Origin of the sequence: Pandoraea sp. NE5 (assembly GCF_024363545.1) — a bacterium.
GTDB classification, from domain to species: domain Bacteria; phylum Pseudomonadota; class Gammaproteobacteria; order Burkholderiales; family Burkholderiaceae; genus Pandoraea; species Pandoraea cepalis.
Genome location: NZ_AP025517.1, coordinates 2,856,747 through 2,877,030, shown reverse-complemented (window position 1 = coordinate 2,877,030; position 20,284 = coordinate 2,856,747). Strand labels below are relative to the sequence as shown.

At 61.0% G+C, this 20,284-nt stretch carries 16 protein-coding genes, 3 tRNA genes and 3 rRNA genes; 10 read left to right on the top strand and 12 right to left on the bottom strand.

Features of this window, described 5'->3' with window-relative positions; translation table 11 throughout:
* Nucleotides 1-14: 14 nt before the first annotated feature.
* Together PanNE5_RS13155 and PanNE5_RS13150 are read left to right on the top strand one after the other, a co-directional pair.
* The gene (locus PanNE5_RS13155; RefSeq protein WP_017235075.1) at nt 15-605 is read left to right on the top strand and encodes a helix-turn-helix domain-containing protein; all 591 of its coding nucleotides are present in this window, start codon (nt 15-17) and stop codon (nt 603-605) included.
* On the top strand, nt 605-1,171 hold the full coding sequence (locus tag PanNE5_RS13150; RefSeq protein WP_017235076.1) for a GNAT family N-acetyltransferase: 567 nt from the start codon (nt 605-607) through the stop codon (nt 1,169-1,171). Before PanNE5_RS13155 ends, PanNE5_RS13150 begins: the two co-directional genes overlap by 1 nt.
* 126 nt (nt 1,172-1,297) lie before the next feature.
* Here PanNE5_RS13150 and PanNE5_RS13145 read toward each other — a convergent pair whose 3' ends face one another.
* A complete protein-coding gene (locus PanNE5_RS13145; protein WP_083902373.1) occupies nt 1,298-1,849 on the bottom strand; it encodes a DUF4019 domain-containing protein in 552 nt (183 codons plus the stop codon).
* 128 nt (nt 1,850-1,977) lie between these two features.
* Here PanNE5_RS13145 and PanNE5_RS13140 point away from each other — a divergent pair, with 128 nt between their 5' ends.
* Nucleotides 1,978-3,156, top strand: coding sequence for a GGDEF domain-containing protein (locus PanNE5_RS13140; RefSeq protein ID WP_261938104.1), 1,179 nt, complete (start codon nt 1,978-1,980; stop codon nt 3,154-3,156).
* Between the two features lie 97 nt (nt 3,157-3,253).
* On the opposite strand, the gene PanNE5_RS13135 is transcribed toward PanNE5_RS13140, so the two are convergent.
* Nucleotides 3,254-3,973, bottom strand: a complete 720-nt coding sequence (locus PanNE5_RS13135) for a glutathione S-transferase family protein (RefSeq protein WP_017235079.1) — start codon at nt 3,971-3,973, stop codon at nt 3,254-3,256.
* Between the two features lie 144 nt (nt 3,974-4,117).
* On the opposite strand from PanNE5_RS13135, the gene PanNE5_RS13130 reads away from it, so the two are divergent.
* Both PanNE5_RS13130 and PanNE5_RS13125 read left to right on the top strand, forming a co-directional pair.
* Nucleotides 4,118-4,642, top strand: a complete 525-nt coding sequence (locus PanNE5_RS13130) for a DUF2471 family protein (protein ID WP_017235080.1) — start codon at nt 4,118-4,120, stop codon at nt 4,640-4,642.
* On the top strand, nt 4,630-6,375 hold the full coding sequence (locus tag PanNE5_RS13125; RefSeq protein ID WP_261938103.1) for a 3'-5' exonuclease family protein: 1,746 nt from the start codon (nt 4,630-4,632) through the stop codon (nt 6,373-6,375). Before PanNE5_RS13130 ends, PanNE5_RS13125 begins: the two co-directional genes overlap by 13 nt.
* Before the next feature lie 219 nt (nt 6,376-6,594).
* Here the strand turns inward: PanNE5_RS13125 and rrf are convergent.
* From rrf to PanNE5_RS13100, 5 genes are all read right to left on the bottom strand, one after another.
* Nucleotides 6,595-6,707 (bottom strand): 5S ribosomal RNA (gene rrf, locus PanNE5_RS13120).
* A 132-nt stretch (nt 6,708-6,839) separates the two neighbouring features.
* A 23S ribosomal RNA gene (locus PanNE5_RS13115) occupies nt 6,840-9,717 on the bottom strand.
* Nucleotides 9,718-9,999: 282 nt separating this feature from the next.
* A tRNA-Ala gene (locus PanNE5_RS13110) sits at nt 10,000-10,075 on the bottom strand.
* A gap of 46 nt (nt 10,076-10,121) precedes the next feature.
* A tRNA-Ile gene (locus PanNE5_RS13105) sits at nt 10,122-10,198 on the bottom strand.
* 64 nt (nt 10,199-10,262) lie between these two features.
* Nucleotides 10,263-11,795, bottom strand: a 16S ribosomal RNA gene (locus tag PanNE5_RS13100).
* Together the 16S, 23S and 5S rRNA genes with 2 tRNA genes alongside form the textbook arrangement of a ribosomal RNA operon.
* A 606-nt stretch (nt 11,796-12,401) precedes the next feature.
* Here PanNE5_RS13100 and PanNE5_RS13095 point away from each other — a divergent pair.
* Nucleotides 12,402-13,412: a serine/threonine protein kinase gene (locus PanNE5_RS13095; RefSeq protein WP_261938102.1), complete on the top strand. Its 1,011-nt coding sequence runs from the start codon at nt 12,402-12,404 to the stop codon at nt 13,410-13,412.
* 106 nt (nt 13,413-13,518) lie between these two features.
* On the opposite strand, the gene PanNE5_RS13090 is transcribed toward PanNE5_RS13095, so the two are convergent.
* Nucleotides 13,519-13,977, bottom strand: coding sequence for a metal-dependent hydrolase (locus tag PanNE5_RS13090; RefSeq protein ID WP_017233888.1), 459 nt, complete (start codon nt 13,975-13,977; stop codon nt 13,519-13,521).
* A gap of 340 nt (nt 13,978-14,317) precedes the next feature.
* Between PanNE5_RS13090 and PanNE5_RS13085 the strand changes: the two genes are divergently transcribed.
* The 3 genes from PanNE5_RS13085 (at nt 14,318) to PanNE5_RS13075 (ending at nt 16,246) form a co-directional block, all read left to right on the top strand.
* Nucleotides 14,318-15,046, top strand: coding sequence for a transporter (locus PanNE5_RS13085; protein ID WP_017233889.1), 729 nt, complete (start codon nt 14,318-14,320; stop codon nt 15,044-15,046).
* A gap of 153 nt (nt 15,047-15,199) precedes the next feature.
* Nucleotides 15,200-15,276, top strand: a tRNA-Met gene (locus PanNE5_RS13080).
* Between the two features lie 157 nt (nt 15,277-15,433).
* Nucleotides 15,434-16,246: a class I SAM-dependent methyltransferase gene (locus tag PanNE5_RS13075; RefSeq protein WP_261938101.1), complete on the top strand. Its 813-nt coding sequence runs from the start codon at nt 15,434-15,436 to the stop codon at nt 16,244-16,246.
* Between the two features lie 81 nt (nt 16,247-16,327).
* Here PanNE5_RS13075 and PanNE5_RS13070 read toward each other — a convergent pair whose 3' ends face one another.
* Together PanNE5_RS13070 and PanNE5_RS13065 are read right to left on the bottom strand one after the other, a co-directional pair.
* Complete coding sequence (locus PanNE5_RS13070; protein WP_261938100.1) at nt 16,328-17,308, bottom strand: bifunctional helix-turn-helix transcriptional regulator/GNAT family N-acetyltransferase; 981 nt, start codon at nt 17,306-17,308, stop codon at nt 16,328-16,330.
* A gap of 136 nt (nt 17,309-17,444) precedes the next feature.
* Complete coding sequence (locus PanNE5_RS13065) at nt 17,445-17,780, bottom strand: hypothetical protein (protein WP_261938099.1); 336 nt, start codon at nt 17,778-17,780, stop codon at nt 17,445-17,447.
* A 296-nt stretch (nt 17,781-18,076) separates the two neighbouring features.
* Between PanNE5_RS13065 and PanNE5_RS13060 the strand changes: the two genes are divergently transcribed.
* Complete coding sequence (locus PanNE5_RS13060; RefSeq protein ID WP_017233894.1) at nt 18,077-18,418, top strand: zinc ribbon domain-containing protein YjdM; 342 nt, start codon at nt 18,077-18,079, stop codon at nt 18,416-18,418.
* A 23-nt stretch (nt 18,419-18,441) separates the two neighbouring features.
* On the opposite strand, the gene PanNE5_RS13055 is transcribed toward PanNE5_RS13060, so the two are convergent.
* Together PanNE5_RS13055 and PanNE5_RS13050 are read right to left on the bottom strand one after the other, a co-directional pair.
* Nucleotides 18,442-19,620, bottom strand: coding sequence for a CmpA/NrtA family ABC transporter substrate-binding protein (locus PanNE5_RS13055; protein WP_017233895.1), 1,179 nt, complete (start codon nt 19,618-19,620; stop codon nt 18,442-18,444).
* Nucleotides 19,621-19,629: 9 nt separating this feature from the next.
* Nucleotides 19,630-20,205, bottom strand: coding sequence for an ANTAR domain-containing response regulator (locus PanNE5_RS13050; protein ID WP_017233896.1), 576 nt, complete (start codon nt 20,203-20,205; stop codon nt 19,630-19,632).
* Nucleotides 20,206-20,284: the final 79 nt, after the last annotated feature.

Below are 20,284 nucleotides of genomic sequence, written 5' to 3'. Positions count from 1 at the left end.
GTACACTGGAAACCATGGACATTAACGAACGTATCGCCCGCCGTGTGCGCGATCTGCGCAGCGAGCGCGGCTATTCGCTGGATACGCTGGCGGAACGCAGCGGCGTGAGCCGCTCGAGCATCTCGCTCATCGAGCGGGCGCAGACCAGTCCGACGGCCAACGTGCTCGATAAGCTTGCCACCGCGCTCGACGTAACGCTCGCGTCGTTGTTCGACGACCGGGCACGGGAAGACACGCCACCGTCGCCGCTCGCACGCCGTGCTGACCAGCCGGTCTGGACGGATCCGGACTCGGGCTACGTGCGACGCAACCTTTCGCCGGCGCAGCCGTCGCCGTTGCAGCTTGTCGAAGTGCAGTTTCTCGCGGGTGAGCGCGTCGCCTACGATACCGGAGCGCGCGAGAATGAGGTCTGGCAGCAGATCTGGGTCATCGATGGCGCCATCGAAGTCACGCTGGGCAACGTCGCGTGGCGGCTCGACACTGGCGATTGTCTGGCCATGCGGCTCGATCAACCGATCGGCTTCCACAATCCCACGCCGGCCACTGCACGCTACCTGGTCGGGCTCGTCACGCTACCGTTCGTTGCTGCAAGGAGAGTACAGTGATGTCGCTTGATTTATCATCAGTCGCCTCGCCCGTCGCCGTGCAACGACTCGACGGGGCCCAAGCCTTGGCGGCGATCGATGTGCTTGCCGACATACTCATCGACTGCGTGGAGGGCGGTGCATCGGTGAGTTTCATGCTACCGCTTACACGTGAGCGCGCCACCGCATTCTGGCGCAACGTGGCTGAAGGCGTCGCGCGTGGTGAGCGTGCGTTGCTCGTCGCCCGTCGGCATGAAGCCGACGCGGCTCAAGATGGTGAAATCGTCGGTACTGTGCAGTTGTTGCTCGATTTGCCGGAAAACCAACCGCATCGAGCGGACGTCGCCAAGATGCTGGTTCATCGTTCGGCCAGGCGGCTGGGGGTGGCTCGGCAATTGATGGCTGCCGTTGACGAGGTCGCCAGCGCCGAGGGGCGTCAGGTGCTCGTACTCGATACCGTGACTGGCGGCGATGCCGAACGGCTATATCTGCGCTGCGGCTGGCAACGCGCGGGCGACGTGCCGAAATTCGCACTGATGCCCGACGGGGCCTTCTGTGCCACGACGTTCTACTACAAGCACCTCTGACCCGCGCCGTCGCAAAAGCGCTGCGACACCACCACCGTCTAAGGGAGAGCTCACCGTGTGGGGGGCTGACCGGCGTAAATCTGCCGATATCGTCGGCCAGCCGCCGGCGGCCCCGCCAGCGCAGCCTCAGCGCACCAGATAGCCCGCGACCCGCCAACGGCTGTCGATGCCGAAGACCATCGTCACCATCTCATGGGCCTCGGCCTTGTGCTCAAAGACTGTGTTGTACTGAATCACCACATACTCGCCGTCCGGCTGCCCGGGCAGGGTGCGCGTAAACACCGCATCCGCGGTTTTGCGCGACTTCACCCGGCCCAGCGGCTCGCGCGCGGCTTGCAGGCGCTGCGCCCAGTCGCCGGCCGTGATCGCGCGCTGGAACACCGGGGCAGCCTGCTCCCAACTCTGCTTTCCACGGTTGATGTCCGTGAGTCCCAGCCAAAGATTGGCGGCCTCGAGCGCGGGACGCACGTCGCGATTGACATCGGCCGCCGGTGCGCTTGCGCTGCTGGCTGGGCTGGAGAAAAGTGGCGGCTGGGCTGCGCGGCGCTGCAGCGGCTCTTGCTGCGCCTGCGCCGGGCGCGCGGCAAGACCGGCAACGGCCACGACGGTCAACGCCAACATGGGAAGCCGGCGAAAGCGGGGGGCGCGATTTGACGGATAGGATCGGGTCGTCGGCATTGACGCAAACTCCTTGATACAAAAAAGACGGATCCGACTATTCTACTGGCGTGCTGGGCATGTAACGCGCGTAGCGGCGTACATTACAATGCACAACACATGTCCGCTTCCCCCCGCTGGTCATCGCCATGTTGACGACGTCTTTGCTCGCGATCACCTCACTGCTCAGCTTCATGATGTTGCTGATCATGGGGTCTCTTCTACGCTCACGCGTGGCGGGCGTTCGCGAGTGGTGCTTCGCCAACGTTGCGGTGCTCATTGCCCTGCCGCTGTTTGCGCTGCGCGGCGGCGTCCCCGACTTCGTGTCGATTGCTGTCGCCAACGTCACCCTCGCGGGCGGTCTGCTGCTTTACTTCGCGGGCTGTGCTCGCTTTCTCGGCCGCTCGCCGCATTGGCCGGCATTGGGCGCATCGCTCGGCGTGCTCGCTGCCGCCATCGTGTTCTGGCGTTACGGCACCGACGACCCACAGGCACGCGTGGTCATCGTCTCGACGTTTCACGCGGCGTGGCTGCTGGCCACGGCCGTGCTCATTGCCCGACATATTCCCCCGCGCCGGCATCCTTACAACTATTGGCTGACCACGGGCCTCGCTGCGGCGTTCGCCATCGGGCATGCCGTGCGCGGCGTGGTCTTCGGCTGGACGCCGGCCCCCGGCCCTGATGTGTTCGCGCCCACGATGTTCAACGCCGTGATGCTCACCATCGGCACGATTGTCATGCCCGCCATGACGATGGGCGCGGTCATGATGATTCACGACGCCATGCTCGCCACCGCCGAAGAGGCCGCGAACCGCGACTATCTGACCGGCGCGCTCTCGCGCAAACACTTCGACCTCCTCGCGCGTCAGGAGATGGCACGGGCGGTGGCCCGCGGTTGGCCTCTCTCGATCGTGGTCATCGATCTCGATCATTTCAAGCAGATCAACGATACCCACGGCCATGCGGGCGGCGACACGGTGCTTCGCGAATTCGTGAAGCTCGTGCGCGATATCCTGCGCGAAGGCGATGTCTTCGGGCGACTGGGCGGAGAAGAATTTGCCGTGCTGCTGCCGGGCACGGACACACCCGGTGCAATCCGCATTGCCGAGCGCCTGCGCAGTCAGGCGAGCCGACATCTGGTGGCCGGTCCGTTTGGCGTGTGTCAATACACGCTCAGTGGCGGCGTGGCGACGTGGCACGAGAATGAAAGTCTCGAGGCGCTGTGCATGCGCGCCGACCGCGCGCTGTACGCCGCGAAGATTTCCGGGCGCAACCTCGTGCTCTCCGACGTGCTGCCGAGCGACGAAACGGCCTCCGAGGCGGGCTGATCCAGCCCGGCGTCGGCCTCCAGAGTCGATGTCAATTCGCGGCGATGTGACGTCGTGAAATCGCGGATTTGCCGATCTGCCTATCGGACGTTACGCCTCAAACGCTCGAGCCTTCGCCCGCGTCGCGAAAGAACTCGCGCCGCATGCGCGCGACATAGGCCATCAGATTCGGATGGCTTGCGATTTCGTCGCGCAGCGCCATGCGGAAATGCGGCGACGCGGCGCTACCGATGAAACCGAAAGCCGTGGCATCGGCGCCGCACGGCGCATCACCGAAAAAATAGGGTTTGTCGCCGAGCAATTCGGCCGCCGCCTGTGCGCCGCGTTTGAGCAGTTGCGTTTGCTCCTGAGGCGTATAGCGCCCGGTGCCCTGCGCGTGCAGCGTGCCGCGAATCTTGCGACGGATGAACGCTTGCGCAAGTGGGCGCACCGGCCAGGGAATCGCCTTGAAGAACGAGGCCGGCCCCTTGGCGAAGTTGTCGTCGTCGCACCAGCGCGCCTGCACGACGTGCCAATAGAAATGATCTTCCAGCGCCTTCTCGAACATCCACGCGGCGCCCCGTCGCTCGGGCGTGAGACCGGCATCGAAATCGAACCCGTACTTACGCTCGATGTGCAGCCGGATCAACGTGGAGTCCGCGACGATCTCACCTTCGTCATCGATATAGGGGAGCTTGCCCTTGGGGGCATGCCGAAATCCACTGCGATCCGTCCGATAGGGCAGTCCGGCGAGCTTGAGCAGCATCTCCGCCTTGACGACAAACGGGCTGGCGTCGGGCAGCCCGAACGACGGGCCAAAGGTATACAGGGTCAACATCGAGGTCGGGTTCCCGCAGGGTGGGCATGGCGCAAAGTATTACATGCGGCGACGACGGCGGCGACCCCGTCGGGTCGGTCGGGTCACGTCACTCGCGCACTGTGATTTTATACAGTATCATGTCCTCCAATCGAGGAATGTCTTATGGAAACCATCGACTGGGATCAACTGGCACTGAGCGCTGCCGAACGCGACCTTGCTGGCATCGTGAGAGCGATTGCCGCGCGCTACGCGCAACAGCGTGCGGGGACCGCGAAAGCCATATCGGCACGCACTGCCGCCGTTGCGACAGCCCCTGAGGAATCGAACGAAGCGAATAATTCGAGCGAAGCGGCAGCGGCATTGACGCTTGACTGGCGCACGCTCCTCGCCATTGCCGACGAGGCAGAGGCGGATATTGGCCTGCATGCACGGCATGAGGCGTGGACGCTGGCGCGGCTGCTGCGCCTGCCCGGCGACGAGGCGCTGCGTCGCGACGGCGCGTTACCGCAGCTCGATGCACTCGTCGATCTGCACTGGCCCGACGCCCCGGCACCGGCGGTATTCCGTGCCGCCGTCGCAGCATTCGCCGGTGACGACCTGCCTGGCGACGACGCGGCGCCGTTCCCGTCCGACCGATCCGTCCGCCCGATCGCGTCGCACGCCAATGCGCCGGCATGCCCGGCCTGAGCGCGGCCGAAGTGCGCAAGCGCAACGCGACCGATGACATGCGGGACATCGCAATCGAGCACGCCTATGACGCCGCGATCCGCGATGTGATGGATCCCGACGCGCTCGCCCGCTCGCTGCCGGCGCCGATGGTCTTCGTCGATCTGGAGACGACGGGTGGCAATGCGCTCGGCGACCGCATCACCGAGATCGGCGTGGTCGAAGTCGGCCCGCATGGCGTGGAACAGTGGAGCACCCTGCTCGACCCGGCCGAACCGATCCCCCCGTTCATCCAGCAGCTGACCGGAATCACCAATGAGATGGTGCGCGGTCAGCCGTCGTTCGAGTCGCTGGCGCACGGATTGGCGGAACGTCTGCAAGGCAAGTTGTTTGTTGCCCACAATGCGCGCTTCGATTATGGCTTTCTCAAAAACGAATTCCGGCGTGCCGGCATCGCGTTCCAAGCCGATGTTTTGTGCACGGTGCGTCTATCGCGTCTGCTGTTTCCCTCGGCGGCGCGGCATGGTCTGGATGCGCTGATCGCCCGCTTCGGCCTCGCCCCGCTGGGCCGTCACCGCGCGCTCGCCGACGCCGATCTGCTCTGGCAGTTCTGGCAAAAGCTTCACACGATTTACACGCCCGATCTGATCGAGCAGGCGGTGCAACGCGTAACCAAACGTTCGAGCCAGCCGCCGCAGTTGCCGGACGACGCCATCGATGCCCTGCCGAACCGCCCCGGCGTCTACCTCTTCTATGGCGAAGGCGACACGCTGCTGTATGTGGGCAAGAGCGTCGACATCCGCGCGCGCGTGCGTTCACATTTCTCCAGCGATCATCAGGTTGCCAAGGATCTGCGTATCTCGCAGGAAATCCGGCGTGTGGAAGCGCGCTGCACGGTGGGCGAGCTTGGCGCGTTGCTGCTGGAGTCGCAACTGGTCAAGCAGTTGCAGCCGGTACATAACCGTCAACTGCGCCGTGCTTCGCAACTCTATAGCTGGCAACTCACGCCGGATGCCGACATGCCCGAGCTCGTCAGCGCGAAGGCGGTCGATTTTGCCGGCGCCGAGGCCTTGTACGGCACCTTCTCGTCGCGCACGCGTGCGCAGAGCGCGCTGCGCACGCTGGCGGACGAACATCGTCTGTGCTGCGCGCAGCTCGGGTTGGAAACTGTGGGCGCCGGCCGGCCGTGCTTCGGATACCAGGTCAAGCGTTGTGATGGTGTATGCGTCGGCGATATGCCGCTCGCCGCGCACACCGAGCGCGTTCGCCAAGCGCTCGCCACGCTACGGTTGGAAACGTGGCCGTACGAAGGCCCTATCGCGGTTGAAGAACGCAGCGCCGATACCTCGGAGGTCGACTACCACGTGATCGACCGCTGGCAGTATCTGGGCACTGTGACGTCGCGTGACGCGTTGGACGCCTTCGTCGACACCTTGCCTGCCGTGACCGGCTTTGATCCTGACATTTACCGACTACTGGGCCGACGCCTTGCCGCCTTGCATCAGGCGAGCGATACCGTCGTATACGACGTCACTGGCGCTCAGTCGGCCGAAGTGGAAGACGACATCCCGACGTCGGTACGCGGCAAGGCGGCACTCCTGGCCGTTCTGCCGCTAAGCCGCCCGGCGTTTCGCCTCAGCTCGCTAGATCCACCGGCCCCCGCACCCGACAAGCCCAGCGCGGCGCTGTTGCGTCGCCGTCGACCACGCCCCGAAGACCCTGCGCAATATCGGCTGCCGTTCGACGCTCAGTAGCGCGGGCGGTCGGCAACGGCCGCCTTAATGCGCCGTCTGCGGGGCACCCTCGGCCCCGTCGCCGTCACGCCCGCATTTAAGTTTGCAGTATGGGACCCTGACCGAATTCCGTCCCAATAGCCAGACAGATGTCAGTCGCGACAAGCTGGGCTGGGCGTTATCGCCGGGTAAAAGCAAAAACCCCTTGCTACACGAGTTAGCAAGGGGTTTTTAGGGGGAGCCTGACGATTACCTACTTTCACACGGGTATCCGCACTATCATCGGCGTGGAGTTGTTTCACGGTCCTGTTCGGGATGGGAAGGGGTGGTTCCAACTCGCTATGGTCATCAGGCATAACTTGTATGTTCTGCTGAGCGGGGCTCAACAAAACCAATTTGGAAGAAGCGTAGTACTACATTGGTTGGGTTGTGAGTTGTATCGGCACACTGCACGACACTCACACCAGGAAAAACACACTGGTTATAGGATCAAGCCTCACGGGCAATTAGTATCAGTTAGCTTAACGCATTACTGCGCTTCCACACCTGACCTATCAACGTCCTGGTCTTGAACGACCCTTAAGGGGAATCGAGTTCCCAGGGAAGTCTCATCTTAAGGCGAGTTTCCCGCTTAGATGCTTTCAGCGGTTATCTCTTCCGAACATAGCTACCCGGCGATGCCACTGGCGTGACAACCGGTACACCAGAGGTTCGTCCACTCCGGTCCTCTCGTACTAGGAGCAGCCCCCTTCAAACTTCCAACGCCCACGGCAGATAGGGACCAAACTGTCTCACGACGTTTTAAACCCAGCTCACGTACCTCTTTAAATGGCGAACAGCCATACCCTTGGGACCGGCTACAGCCCCAGGATGAGATGAGCCGACATCGAGGTGCCAAACACCGCCGTCGATATGAACTCTTGGGCGGTATCAGCCTGTTATCCCCAGAGTACCTTTTATCCGTTGAGCGATGGCCCTTCCATACAGAACCACCGGATCACTATGACCTGCTTTCGCACCTGCTCGACTTGTCAGTCTCGCAGTTAAGCACGCTTTTGCCATTGCACTATCAGCACGATTTCCGACCGTACCTAGCGTACCTTCGTACTCCTCCGTTACACTTTGGGAGGAGACCGCCCCAGTCAAACTGCCTACCATGCACTGTCCCCGATCCGGATTACGGACCTAGGTTAGAACCTCAAACAAACCAGGGTGGTATTTCAAGGACGGCTCCACAGAAACTAGCGTTCCTGCTTCAAAGCCTCCCACCTATCCTACACAGACCGGTTCAAAGTCCAATGCAAAGCTACAGTAAAGGTTCATGGGGTCTTTCCGTCTAGCCGCGGGTAGATTGCATCATCACAAACACTTCAACTTCGCTGAGTCTCGGGAGGAGACAGTGTGGCCATCGTTACGCCATTCGTGCAGGTCGGAACTTACCCGACAAGGAATTTCGCTACCTTAGGACCGTTATAGTTACGGCCGCCGTTTACCGGGACTTCAATCAAGAGCTTGCACCCCATCATTTAATCTTCCGGCACCGGGCAGGCGTCACACCCTATACGTCCACTTTCGTGTTTGCAGAGTGCTGTGTTTTTATTAAACAGTCGCAGCCACCAGTTTATTGCAACCCTTTCACCCTCCTGGCGCAGGCCAGTCAAGCTACAAGGGCGTACCTTATCCCGAAGTTACGGTACCAATTTGCCGAGTTCCTTCTCCCGAGTTCTCTCAAGCGCCTTAGAATACTCATCTCGCCCACCTGTGTCGGTTTGCGGTACGGTCTCGTATGACTGAAGCTTAGAGGCTTTTCTTGGAACCACTTCCAATTGCTTCGTACCCGAAGGTACTCGCCCCACAGCCTTGAATTACGCGCCCGGATTTGCCTAAGCGCCTTCTCCACTGCAGGGACCGGGACTTCCAACACCCGGACAACCTTCCGCGATCCGTCCCCCCATCGCATCATACGACGGTGCAGGAATATTAACCTGCTTCCCATCAGCTACGCATCTCTGCCTCGCCTTAGGGGCCGACTCACCCTACGCCGATGAACGTTGCGTAGGAAACCTTGGGCTTACGGCGAGGGGGCCTTTCACCCCCTTTATCGCTACTCATGTCAGCATTCGCACTTCTGATACCTCCAGCATCCTTCACAAGACACCTTCACAGGCTTACAGAACGCTCTCCTACCATGCGAGCAAGCTCGCATCCGCAGCTTCGGTATATTGCTTAGCCCCGTTACATCTTCCGCGCAGGACGACTCGATCAGTGAGCTATTACGCTTTCTTTAAAGGGTGGCTGCTTCTAAGCCAACCTCCTGACTGTTTTAGCCTTCCCACTTCGTTTCCCACTTAGCAATATTTAGGGACCTTAGCTGGCGGTCTGGGTTGTTTCCCTCTTGACACCGGACGTTAGCACCCGATGTCTGTCTCCCGTGATTGCACTCTTCGGTATTCGGAGTTTGCTATGGCGAAGTAATCCGCAATGGACCCTTCAACCATGACAGTGCTCTACCCCCGAAGGTGATACACGAGGCACTACCTAAATAGTTTTCGGAGAGAACCAGCTATTTCCAAGTTTGTTTAGCCTTTCACCCCTATCCACAGCTCATCCCCTAATTTTTCAACATTAGTGGGTTCGGTCCTCCAGTACGTGTTACCGCACCTTCAACCTGGCCATGGATAGATCACTTGGTTTCGGGTCTACACCCAGCGACTGAACGCCCTATTCGGACTCGCTTTCGCTACGCCTTCCCTATTCGGTTAAGCTTGCCACTGAATGTAAGTCGCTGACCCATTATACAAAAGGTACGCAGTCACCCCTTGCGAGGCTCCTACTGTTTGTATGCATGCGGTTTCAGGATCTATTTCACTCCCCTCCCGGGGTTCTTTTCGCCTTTCCCTCACGGTACTGGTTCACTATCGGTCGATTACGAGTATTTAGCCTTGGAGGATGGTCCCCCCATCTTCAGACAGGATTTCACGTGTCCCGCCCTACTTTTCTCAAGCTTAGTTCCACACCAGGGTTTTCTCATACGGGGCTATCACCCACTATGGCCGGACTTTCCATTCCGTTTTGATAACACCGGTGCTAAATCTTGAAGGCTGGTCCCATTTCGCTCGCCACTACTTTGGGAATCTCGGTTGATTTCTTTTCCTGCAGCTACTTAGATGTTTCAGTTCGCCGCGTTCGCTTCACTAGACCTATGTATTCAGTCTAGGATGACCCAAAGGGCCGGGTTTCCCCATTCGGACATTTGTGGATCAAAGCTTATTTGCCAGCTCCCCACAACTTTTCGCAGGCTATCGCGTCCTTCATCGCCTGTAATCGCCAAGGCATCCACCACATGCACTTATTCGCTTGACCCTATAACGAGTGTGTCTTTCGGCACATTCCCTATAGGTTGAGTTTTCGCGTTGTGCCGTATTCCAAGTCATCTTTCGATCACTTAAATACTAGTTGATACAATCACAACCCGTACAATTTCCACGCGCCATCTCTAACGCGCTTCCGTTGTACTACTACTTCTTCCAAATTGTTAAAGAACAAATACTGCATGACATTGCTGTCATTCAAAAACATTCACACTTGGGGATTTACCACAGACGTAAAAGCTTTTGACTGACATCGATGTGCGATCTAAGGAATTGGTGGAGGCAGACGGGATCGAACCGACGACCCCCTGCTTGCAAAGCAGGTGCTCTCCCAGCTGAGCTATGCCCCCAAATCAAGCCATTTACCGTCTGACTTGGTCAAGCGGTGGTTAAGCTTGGTGGGTCTGGAAGGACTTGAACCTTCGACCCCCGCCTTATCAAGACGGTGCTCTAACCACCTGAGCTACAGACCCGACTTAGATCTACGCAGTCAACAACCGATAAGCGTGAACACTCAACTTCCAGTGCATGCTCTAGAAAGGAGGTGATCCAGCCGCAGGTTCCCCTACGGCTACCTTGTTACGACTTCACCCCAGTCATGAATCCTGCCGTGGTAAGCGCCCTCCTTACGGTTAGGCTACCTACTTCTGGCAAAACCCACTCCCATGGTGTGACGGGCGGTGTGTACAAGACCCGGGAACGTATTCACCGCGACATGCTGATCCGCGATTACTAGCGATTCCAGCTTCACGCAGTCGAGTTGCAGACTGCGATCCGGACTACGATCGGTTTTCTGGGGTTAGCTCCACCTCGCGGTTTGGCAGCCCTCTGTACCGACCATTGTATGACGTGTGAAGCCCTACCCATAAGGGCCATGAGGACTTGACGTCATCCCCACCTTCCTCCGGTTTGTCACCGGCAGTCTCCCTAGAGTGCTCTTGCGTAGCAACTAAGGACAAGGGTTGCGCTCGTTGCGGGACTTAACCCAACATCTCACGACACGAGCTGACGACAGCCATGCAGCACCTGTGTTACGGTTCTCTTTCGAGCACTCCCACCTCTCAGCAGGATTCCGTACATGTCAAGGGTAGGTAAGGTTTTTCGCGTTGCATCGAATTAATCCACATCATCCACCGCTTGTGCGGGTCCCCGTCAATTCCTTTGAGTTTTAATCTTGCGACCGTACTCCCCAGGCGGTCAACTTCACGCGTTAGCTTCGTTACTAAGGAAATGAATCCCCAACAACTAGTTGACATCGTTTAGGGCGTGGACTACCAGGGTATCTAATCCTGTTTGCTCCCCACGCTTTCGTGCATGAGCGTCAGTATTGGCCCAGGGGGCTGCCTTCGCCATCGGTATTCCTCCACATCTCTACGCATTTCACTGCTACACGTGGAATTCTACCCCCCTCTGCCATACTCTAGCCTTGCAGTCACGAATGCAGTTCCCAGGTTAAGCCCGGGGATTTCACATCCGTCTTACAAAACCGCCTGCGCACGCTTTACGCCCAGTAATTCCGATTAACGCTTGCACCCTACGTATTACCGCGGCTGCTGGCACGTAGTTAGCCGGTGCTTATTCTTCCGGTACCGTCATCCCCCCGAGGTATTAACCCAGAGGATTTCTTTCCGGACAAAAGTGCTTTACAACCCGAAGGCCTTCTTCACACACGCGGCATTGCTGGATCAGGCTTTCGCCCATTGTCCAAAATTCCCCACTGCTGCCTCCCGTAGGAGTCTGGGCCGTGTCTCAGTCCCAGTGTGGCTGGTCGTCCTCTCAGACCAGCTACAGATCGTCGCCTTGGTGAGCTTTTACCCCACCAACTAGCTAATCTGACATCGGCTGCTCTTGTAGCGCGAGGCCCGAAGGTCCCCCGCTTTCCTCCTCAGAGCGTATGCGGTATTAATCCGGCTTTCGCCGAGCTATCCCCCACTACAAGGTACATTCCGATGTATTACTCACCCGTTCGCCACTCGCCACCAGGTGCAAGCACCCGTGCTGCCGTTCGACTTGCATGTGTAAGGCATGCCGCCAGCGTTCAATCTGAGCCAGGATCAAACTCTTCAGTTTAAACCTGTTACTGTTTTCGGTTTTTCGTGATAAATCACTCGAACCGGTCGCTCTCAAAGTATGCTGACAAGTTAATTACTTAACTTACCTATTACTTATGTGAGCCTCAATAAATTTAAAGCTTATCTGCCGAAGCAGACGCACCATTCATCGAGTGCCCACACTTATCGGTTGTCTAGTTTTTAAAGATCAATCGCATCGAACTTCGCTTCGTCGCACACTTACCGCGCCGTCGCTTCGTTTTCTGCGTCGCTGCATCTGCAGCAGAGAAGCAAGATTATGTCGTAGCTTCTCGTCGTCGTCAACAGTTTTTTTCGCCTTCTTCGCTCGTCGCCGTAGCAACTCACCAGCTCCAAAACCACCAACCACCGGGCTTTCCAGCCCGTCGCCCCCACCGCTTCGCCGCTTTCGCTGCGTCGCCGTCGTTGCGAGAGACGGAATATTAGACAGGTTCGACCAACCGCGCAAGCCCTTTGTGAAACTTTTTTGAACGCGATGCAATTTTCTGCGTTTTCGCGTCCCTGTCCCACCGCGTCCTATCTGTATCCAGACGCTATAGAGAAGAGTACCGGCGCCCGTCGCACCGCCTTTGGCACAATAGCGCCCATGAACACTGATCTTTCACAGGACGCCTCCGCGCCCGCGCATCCTTTCTCCACCCTCCTGCCCGACACCGTCATTGCCGCCGTCGAGCAGCTTGGCTATTTCAGCGACGGGCGCCTGCTCGCCCTCAACAGTTATGAGAACCGCGTCTATCAGGTAGGGATGGAAGACGGCCCTCCGCTCATCGCGAAGTTCTATCGCCCCCAGCGCTGGACCGACGACGCCATCCTGGAGGAGCACGCCTTCACACAAGCGCTCGCCCATCAGGAGATTCCGGTCGTTGCCCCGCTCGAGACGCAAGGCACGACCCTGCACCATTTCAACGGTTTCCGCTTCGCCCTCTTCCCTCGACGCGGCGGCCGAGCCCCCGAACTGCAGGATCCCGACACGCTCAATTGGCTCGGTCGCTTTCTCGGCCGTATCCACGCAGTCGGCGCCATCCAGCCGTTCCGGCACCGCATCACCCTGGACATCGACACGTACGGACACACCCCGGTCGACTACCTGTGGGCGAGCGACTTCATTCCGAACGACCTGCGCGACGCCTGGCGCAGTATTGTCGACCTGGCGCTCGCCGGTGTCGCGCGCGCTTACGAGCGGGCTGGAGACGTGAAACTGCTGCGCGTACACGGCGACTGCCACGGCGGCAACGTCTTGTGGACCGATGCCGGCCCGCACTTCGTCGATTTCGACGATACGTGCATGGCGCCGGCGATGCAGGATCTGTGGATGCTGCTTTCGGGCACGCGCGAAGAGATGACGGTCCAGCTCGATGAAGTCCTCTCCGGCTACGAGGACTTTGCCGACTTCAACCCGCGCGAGCTGCATCTCACAGAAGCCTTGCGAACGCTGCGCCTGCTGCACTATAGCGCCTGGCTGGCCCGGCGCTGGGACGATCCGGCGTTCCCCGCCGCCTTTCCTTGGTTCAACACGCAGCGCTACTGGCAGGACCGCATCCTGGAGCTTCGCGAACAGGTTGCCCTCATGGACGAGCCGCCGTTGTTCTGGCGCTGACCGACATCCGCGCGGGCCGACTCGCGGGCCTGTCAGCCGAGTTAGCCGTGTCAGCCGACGCCGCTACCACTGATTCCGCTGATTCCGCCGGCGCGTCCGCGCGCACTCACCACCATCGCCACATGGCGAACGCGAGTGCCGCGGCCACGCACCACTCTGCCGCCGACCCGGTCGTCACGTAAAGCGGCGAACGGAAGCGCGTTCGCAACGGCCAGCACAGCGGCACGCCGGACGGCGTGAGCCAATCGGCCAGCAGATGTGACAAATATCCGGCCGCCAACGCAAGCATCCACGCCGGCACATGGCCCCAGCCATACAGGCAGCCCACGACCGCCAGGATCGGCAGCAGCAGCGAATGCGTCATGCCACGATGGCCGAAGAGACCGGAGACCAAGAGCGACACCGGTGCGACTCGGCGTCCCAGCATGCTCTTCGGGTGATCGATGTCGGGCAGCAATGCGCCAACGAGCGTCAAGGGCCAGGCGTGGACGCTGGCGGCCCACCCGGTGCGATGCATCAGCCAAGTTGCGCCGATACCGAAAATGAGATGACTTCTGGCTTGCATGGTGAGTCGGCGGCGGTGCGCCCGGCCCCGCTAAAAATGGGCCCGAAGTCTACCACTCGATACACGACGTAGGCAGCCTCGGCGTCCCTTTCGTGCGCCTCTTCACCCTCACATCTCCACCTCCGCGCCTCTCCACGTCTCCACGCCTCTATCCCCTACCTACCTCCCTACCTCCCACCACGAAGCCCCGTCAACGAGCAACGCTCCCAAGACACGAATCTCGAATACCGCACATTCGGCGGGTTTCGGTTGACCGTGTCACATGCCCCCCGTACGATCCGCGCGACGGATTTTCAGTCTTTCGCACCGGGACACATCAATCGCCCCGCAGGAGTTTTCAATGAAGAAGTTTCTGATGCTTGCCGCAGCGCTCGCGCCGCTTACCGGTCACGCCACCAACCCGCTTGTAACGGACGACACCGGCACACAGGACACCGGCAACTGGCAACTCGAGCTGAACAGCGAGTGGATAACCATGCCGAGCGCCCGCCAGCAACAATGGAACAACACGCTGACGTACGGTGTGATGCCCAACCTCGACGTCGCCATCCAGGCGCCCTACCAGCGCACGCGACCCGATGGCGCTGGCTGGACCAGCGGCGTCACCGACCTCCAGTTGCAAGCCAAATGGCGCTTTCTCGAAACCGATCAGTGGAGCCTCGGCCTCAAGCCGTTCGTCTCGCTGCCGACGGCCAGCCAGGATCGCGGCCTCGGCAACGGGCGCGCGACCACCGGCGCGAATCTGTTGATGCAATACAACCTCGATCGCTGGACATTCCTCGCCAACGCCGGCTATACGTGGAACAACAACGGCACCGGCAACCGACAGAGCCTGTGGAACGCGTCCACGGCCGTGCTTTTCAGCGCGACGGACACTGTGCGCCTGGTTGCCGACATCGGTCTCGCGACCAATCCGGACGCCACGACCCGGACAAAGCCCGCTTACGCGCTGGTCGGCGCGATCTACAGCCCGACGAAGGACCTCGATCTGGACCTCGGCTACAAGCGCGGCCTGAACCCGGCGTCGCTCGCCCACTCCGTGCAGGCGGGCGCCACGATCCGCTGGTGAGCGCCGCCACGACGTTCACTTCCGAGTGATACGGCGTGCGCGCGGGATGCGGCGAAAATGCACACGTCGCGCATGTTTTTCCGAGGTCCATAAATTTAATGTCATAAATGCTTGACACGATGCGCGGAACTCTCGTATTATTCAGTTCTCAGACGCGGGGTGGAGCAGTCTGGCAGCTCGTCGGGCTCATAACCCGAAGGTCACAGGTTCAAATCCTGTCCCCGCAACCAAATTCGAAAGCCCGTCGGCCGCAAGGTCGACGGGCTTTTGTCATTCCAGGTGATCCTTCTCGCCGACGAATGCGGCAACGGGCTGGCCTTGGTCCGCCTAGAATGAACAGGCGGTTGGGTAACCCGGGGCCATCGTCAGTGCATTCAAGGGGGCATCATGCTCGAGCCCGACAAGGTATTTGCAGGGTCGATTCCGAAGTGCTACGACACGCTGATGGTGCCGTTGATCTTCGAGACCTACGCCGTGGATACGGCAGCGATTGTCGCTGCCACCTCGCCCAAATCCATCCTGGAGACCGCCGCCGGCAGCGGTGCGCTCACGCGAGCGCTCGCGCCGAAGCTCGGCGCTGACGTGCGCTACGTGGTCACCGATCTCAATCAGCCAATGCTCGACTATGCGGCCGGCAGGCAACCGACCGACGCCCGGATCGAATGGACGCAGGCCGATGCGCTCGCCCTACCGTTTGACGATGCATCGTTCGACGTCGTTTGCTGCCAATTTGGCGCGATGTTTTTTCCCGATAGAGCCGCCGGCTATGCCGAGGCGCGTCGCATGCTGACGCCGGGCGGCCGCTTCGTCTTCACCGTATGGGATCGCATCGAAGAGAATGCCTTCGCCGACGAGATCACTCAAGCCATCGGCGCGTTGTTTCCGCACGACCCGCCAAGATTCCTCGCGCGCACGCCGCACGGATATTACGATGTCGCACGCATCCGGGAGGACCTAAGCCACGCCGGGTTCGTCCACATGACGATCGAAACTCGCGAGAAGGTGAGTTACGGGGCCTCGGCGCGCGACGTCGCCACGGCCTATTGCCTCGGAACGCCGCTGCGCAACGAAATCGAAGCGCGCGACGCCAGCTTGCTTCAACTCGCCACCGAGCGGGCAACGCAGGCGATAGCCCAGCGCCACGGCAACGGTCCGGTCGCTGGCAAAATTCAGGCGCATGTGATCGTGGCGGCGCGATAGCGGCAGCTCCTGGACCGCCGATGCATCGTAAATGGCGCACGCCGGCATTGGACCACCCCCGGCAGCCTGAGGGCGCGAGCGCTATGACGGCGCACTACCCGCACGACGACAGAACCGTTGCTCGACAACCCGGCTCCCCCATTGCTCGCCTTCCGATTCGTCGGTCAGCGCAAAGCCGAACGACTCGTACAAATGCCGCGCGGCATCGAGCCCCTTGAACGTCCATAGGTACGTTTCGCGATAGCGCGCGTCGACGAAGGCCATGGCCTGCGCCATCAGACGCCGCCCAACCCCGGACCCACGCATCGAATCGTCGACGATGAACCAGCGCAAATGCGCGACACCGGTAGCAAGGTCGCCGTCGATCGCGAGCGAGGCCAGCGTGCGCCCATTCTCCACATGGCGCCACAGCGCTTTGCCGTCGGCGGGCAACCCGCTGGCGAACGCCGCCAGTTCCGTTGCCACCTTCTTCTCGAAAAACACGCCAAACCCCCAGTGCTCTGCGTAAAAGCGCGCGTGCAGGCTGGCAATGTCGCCGATACACCCCGGCTGATAGCCTTCGACCACTTGTGCGGAGACTTCCCCCTCGATCACGCCTTTGGCCGAGTTGTCCTGTGCGAGCGCGTCCGCGTACAGGGCAAGCGCCCGGACCAGGGCCGCCTGATCCGCGGGCACGATGCGCCGCAGCGCGCTGGACACCTGATCGGTAGCAAAGCGGTCGATCTTGCTGCGAAGCCGCTGCCCCGCTTCGGTCAGAGAGAGTTCGGAGGCACGCGCGTCGTTGCTTGCCGTCGTGCGCCTCACGAGCCCGCTGGCCTCGAGCTTCGCCACTTGCCGGCTCGTGTTCGATTTATCCAGCCGCAGCAGGTTGCCCAGGTCCTTGGCACTGATTCCGGGCGTCGCCCCGATCTCGATGATGGCGTGAACCGCCGACGGCGCGAGATCGCTGTCGGCCAGCGTCGTTCGCATGAAGCCGAGTTCGCGAACCAGTCGACGCGAGAAGTCGCGGAGTTCCAGAATCTCCGCTTCGCGAGCCTTGCCAGGTAGATCGACGATATCCATATCTCAACCCCTATCAGTTGCGCATCGCAACCAATATAGTTGCGATGCGCAACTTGCGCAAGTCGCTGACTGTGACTGCACGTGCTCGACAAGCGAGGAAGACCGTCCAGCGTGACCGAGTCCCGCCGTCACGGCGTCATTGACCGCCACCCAGCAAATCGTGCGCATCCAGGATCGCGTAGGCAATACCGGGACGACTATCAAGGCATCGGCGAACGGCGGCGGGAATCGACGCGTGGAGCTTCCGGCAAAGGCCCGGTTTGGCCACCAACCGAATGCTGATGCCGCGGACCGTCCGGACTTCGTTCACACTCGGCGCGATCTGCAGTGAAATCCCGAGCTGGGCCTGCATCAGGTCAGCTACGCGTCGCAGATCGGCGTAACTGGTCACGGCTTCGATGCGCGCGATCAGCCGTTTCTCCTCCGCCTGCGTCAACAGCAGGAGGCGGCGATCACCGTGCGGGTCTTGCATGAGGCTATCCCGATCACAGGTACAGGCGCCCGGGGGGCATTCCTTGCGGATTGGGAAGCGGGTCTCGTCGACCATAGAATACGAACAGAGGGCGTTGGCGGGACTAACATCGAATCTGCATTATCGATCGTTCGAGTGTCCGTAATCCGGTTGCTTGAATCAATTAGGGATGTCATCGAAGCCCGACCGCGATCGCGGCGCCCTGCCGCGGGAACACCACTGCCCGGGCGAATCCGCCGACCGCGATATAATTTCGCGCTTTGATCGCCTTCGTCGGCCTTTCAGGACCCATCGACATGAGTACTTTGCCCGCTTGCCCGAAATGCAACTCCGAATTCACGTACGAAGACGGGGGTGTCTACATTTGCCCCGAGTGCGCGCATGAATGGTCGGCCCAGGCTGCCGCATCAACGGAACCCACCGAACGCGTCTATCGCGACGCCACCGGAACCCTTCTGCAGAATGGCGATACGGTGACCGTTATCAAGGACTTGAAGCCAAAGGGATCGGGCGGCGTGATCAAGATGGGCACCAAGGTGAAGAACATTCGGCTGGTGGACAGCGACCACGATATCGATTGCAAGATCGACGGCTTTGGCGCCATGAGCCTGAAATCGGAATTCGTCAAAAAGGTCTGATCCGGTCGCCACGCCGGTCGACATCACCGGGCCCGAATATCGAATCCATCGACGTACGCGCGTAAATCGCCGGCGACGGCCGCATCCCAGGCCTTGCCGTCGCAAAGCACCTCGTGCGCTGGCGTGGCCTCCACCGGCACGGCCTCCGCACGTGCCGCCGCCTCGAACAGCGCCGTCTGGCTCACCGCTGCCGCCGTTTGCGCGGCACCGGCCACCGCCGCATCGCCCACCATGCCCCAACGCCGATATTGCGCGATGAACCACATGCCATCCGAAGGGTGCGGGTAATTCACCACGCCCTCGTCGAAGAAGCTCACGGGCAGCAACGCGTGCCGTCCTTGCAGGCGGCCGAAGTCGCCCAGCAGACGCGCCGCGATCAGGTCGCGTGGCGCCCCGACCCACGCCGGCTCCGCCAACCATCCCGCCGCTTCCGCCCGATGCCCGGGCATATCCAGCCAGCGGCACGCGCTGAGCAGCGTGCGCACCAGCGCCTGTGCCGTTTTCGGATAGCGCGACACAAAGTCCCGGCGGCAGGCCAACACCTTCTCCGGGTGATTGGGCCAAATGTCGCTCGACACCACGACCGTGCGCCCCAGCCCGCGCGCCTGGGCCACGGCATGCCACGGCTCGCCGCAGCAAAACCCGTCGAGCCCGCCCTCTTCCATCGCGGCAACCATATGCGCCGGGGGAATCACGATGCTGGAGATCTCGGTGAGCGGATCGATGCCCTGCGCGGCAAACCAGTAATTGAGGAACATCGCGTGCGTGCCTGTCGGAAACGTCTGCGCGAAGACCGGCTTGCGCCCGAGCGACGCCAGCGCCGCGCGCAAGTCGCCCGTGCGCGCCATCGCCTCGGCCAGCGACGGCGTGACCGTCACCGCCTGCCCGTTGCGATTGAGCACCATGAGCACGGCCATGTCTTCACGCGGGCCGCCAATGCCCAACTGCACCCCGTACACGAGGCCATATAGCGAGTGCGCGGCATCCAGCTCGCCCGTGAGCAGCTTGTCGCGCACGGCCGCCCACGACGACTCGCGGCTCAGCTCCAGGGTCAGTCCATGTTCGTGCCCCAGCTCCAGACGCTTCGCGACGATCAGCGGCGCCGCATCGGACAGCGCGATGAACCCCACGCGCAGATGACGTTTCTCTGGCACGCCGTCCGGCCATTGCGCGTCAGAAGCCAACCATGATGACGTCGACATGAGCAGTGTCTATCCCAGTAATTCGGCAATCGAGACGAGCTGGCGCGCCACTTCGACGAGCTTCTCGCCCTGATCCATCGCCCGTTTGCGCAGGATGGCGTAGGCCTCCTGCTCGGAAATCTTGCGTCGGTCCATCAGCAGCCGCTTGGCGCGGTCGATCAGCTTTCGGTCGGCCAGTTCGGTCTCGGCCTTGGCCAGTCGTGCGCGCAGCTTTTCCTCATGGGCGAAGCGCGCAAGCGCCACTTCGAGAATCGGCGCGAGCCGGTCTGCCGCCAGTCCCTCGACGGAGTATGCCGTCACCCCGGCATCGACGGCCGCACGAATCAGCGATTGATTGCCGTCGGCCGAGAACATCAGCACCGGACGCGGCGCCGCCGCGTTCATCACCGCGAGTTGTTCCAGCGTGTCGCGCGACGGCGATTCGGTATCGATGATGACGACGTCCGGGCGCTCGCTCTCCACCACACGCGGCAGCGCCTGCGGCTTGGCGACTTCCACCAGCATCTCGCACCCCAGACGCGCGAGCGCAGTCCGCAACTCGCCAATCGGCTTGTCGGTATCCGTGACGAGCAGCACGCGCAGCATGCCGTGCGCCCCCGCTGTCGTGACAGGGGCGGCAGGGACTGCTGCTTTGCGGGGCGTGTCGGCCTGAGGATCGACGTCC

What these genes read in the sequence shown, in the direction of transcription:
- PanNE5_RS13155 (WP_017235075.1), top strand. Translation starts at nt 15, where the DNA reads ATGGACATTAACGAACGTATCGCCCGCCGTGTGCGCGATCTGCGCAGC.
- PanNE5_RS13150 (WP_017235076.1), top strand. Translation starts at nt 605, where the DNA reads ATGTCGCTTGATTTATCATCAGTCGCCTCGCCCGTCGCCGTGCAACGA.
- PanNE5_RS13145 (WP_083902373.1), bottom strand. Translation starts at nt 1,849, where the DNA reads ATGCCGACGACCCGATCCTATCCGTCAAATCGCGCCCCCCGCTTTCGC.
- PanNE5_RS13140 (WP_261938104.1), top strand. Translation starts at nt 1,978, where the DNA reads ATGTTGACGACGTCTTTGCTCGCGATCACCTCACTGCTCAGCTTCATG.
- PanNE5_RS13135 (WP_017235079.1), bottom strand. Translation starts at nt 3,973, where the DNA reads ATGTTGACCCTGTATACCTTTGGCCCGTCGTTCGGGCTGCCCGACGCC.
- PanNE5_RS13130 (WP_017235080.1), top strand. Translation starts at nt 4,118, where the DNA reads ATGGAAACCATCGACTGGGATCAACTGGCACTGAGCGCTGCCGAACGC.
- PanNE5_RS13125 (WP_261938103.1), top strand. Translation starts at nt 4,630, where the DNA reads ATGCCCGGCCTGAGCGCGGCCGAAGTGCGCAAGCGCAACGCGACCGAT.
- PanNE5_RS13095 (WP_261938102.1), top strand. Translation starts at nt 12,402, where the DNA reads ATGAACACTGATCTTTCACAGGACGCCTCCGCGCCCGCGCATCCTTTC.
- PanNE5_RS13090 (WP_017233888.1), bottom strand. Translation starts at nt 13,977, where the DNA reads ATGCAAGCCAGAAGTCATCTCATTTTCGGTATCGGCGCAACTTGGCTG.
- PanNE5_RS13085 (WP_017233889.1), top strand. Translation starts at nt 14,318, where the DNA reads ATGAAGAAGTTTCTGATGCTTGCCGCAGCGCTCGCGCCGCTTACCGGT.
- PanNE5_RS13075 (WP_261938101.1), top strand. Translation starts at nt 15,434, where the DNA reads ATGCTCGAGCCCGACAAGGTATTTGCAGGGTCGATTCCGAAGTGCTAC.
- PanNE5_RS13070 (WP_261938100.1), bottom strand. Translation starts at nt 17,308, where the DNA reads ATGGATATCGTCGATCTACCTGGCAAGGCTCGCGAAGCGGAGATTCTG.
- PanNE5_RS13065 (WP_261938099.1), bottom strand. Translation starts at nt 17,780, where the DNA reads ATGCAAGACCCGCACGGTGATCGCCGCCTCCTGCTGTTGACGCAGGCG.
- PanNE5_RS13060 (WP_017233894.1), top strand. Translation starts at nt 18,077, where the DNA reads ATGAGTACTTTGCCCGCTTGCCCGAAATGCAACTCCGAATTCACGTAC.
- PanNE5_RS13055 (WP_017233895.1), bottom strand. Translation starts at nt 19,620, where the DNA reads ATGTCGACGTCATCATGGTTGGCTTCTGACGCGCAATGGCCGGACGGC.
- PanNE5_RS13050 (WP_017233896.1), bottom strand. Translation starts at nt 20,205, where the DNA reads ATGCTGCGCGTGCTGCTCGTCACGGATACCGACAAGCCGATTGGCGAG.